The following is a 939-nucleotide window of genomic DNA, read 5'->3' as shown; positions in this document are numbered from 1 at the left end:
CTTCGCCGTTGAACAGGGATTCAAATTCCTGGGCGCTTGCCGGAATGCTGAGAAACAGAAAGGTGCATACAAGTAAAAAATATTTCATGACTCTGATTTTATTAGCAGTTGACGATATTATTTAGATATCTAAGGTATTAGTAAAAGCAGCTGAATCTTCAAGACCATATTGGGCATATTATATTTATTCGATATAATTTCACTACTTGTACTTTAATTTTTTCCCAATAGAAACCTAAACAAAATTCATTTATTTCATGCTAACGGGAACGGGGTTTTCTATTTTTCCCGGTGCACGTTGATTCTTTCCGGGTCTGTTTCTATCCCCTAACTCTTCTCGGCCTTTCTGCGCCCATTCCATGAGTTCCTCTACCACCTCGGGATTTTCTTTTGCTACATTGTGACTCGAAGATCTATCTTCCACTACATTAAATAATAGGGGCTCTTGCCCCCCTCCCTGGTCAAAATGAGGATGCTGGCTGAATTCTTCTAAAGGAACAAAAAGCTTCCAAGGTCCCCGGCGGATGGCCTGTAATTGTTCTTGATGGTAATAATAAAATACTTCATACGGAGATTGAGTATTGGTAGTGTCCTTTAATAATGGCCATATATTGTGTCCATCTATGATTCGATCATCGGGCAGTTTTCCCCCCGCCAAATGCGCAAAGGTAGGCAGCAGATCCATCGTTGTAACAAGCTCTTTATTTACGGTACCCGCGGGAATTGTGCCGGGCCACCACATAAGCGTTGGCACCCGAAATCCTCCCTCTGATGTGGTATATCCACGTCCGTATAACGGCCTGTTCGTCCCCCGCTCCGTCCCCGAGAGATCTTCGCCCATTGGAGCACCATTATCGGAGGTGAATATCAGCAAGGTATTTTCTGCGATTTCAAGTTCTTCCAGCTTATTCATAATCTCTCCCGTTGACCAATCCAGCT

General features: G+C 43.5%; 1 protein-coding gene. It reads right to left on the bottom strand.

Going from position 1 to position 939, the window contains the following annotated elements:
* Nucleotides 1-250: 250 nt before the first annotated feature.
* Nucleotides 251-939 (bottom strand): sulfatase-like hydrolase/transferase (locus tag ACESLU_RS12485; protein ID WP_372638971.1); only part of this gene is annotated, 689 nt, incomplete at its 5' end.

Origin of the sequence: Fodinibius sp. (assembly GCF_041642155.1) — a bacterium.
GTDB lineage: Bacteria > Bacteroidota > Rhodothermia > Balneolales > Balneolaceae > Fodinibius.
Note: the sequence above shows the minus strand (reverse complement) of the source record. Positions and strands in the feature narration are given on the sequence as shown.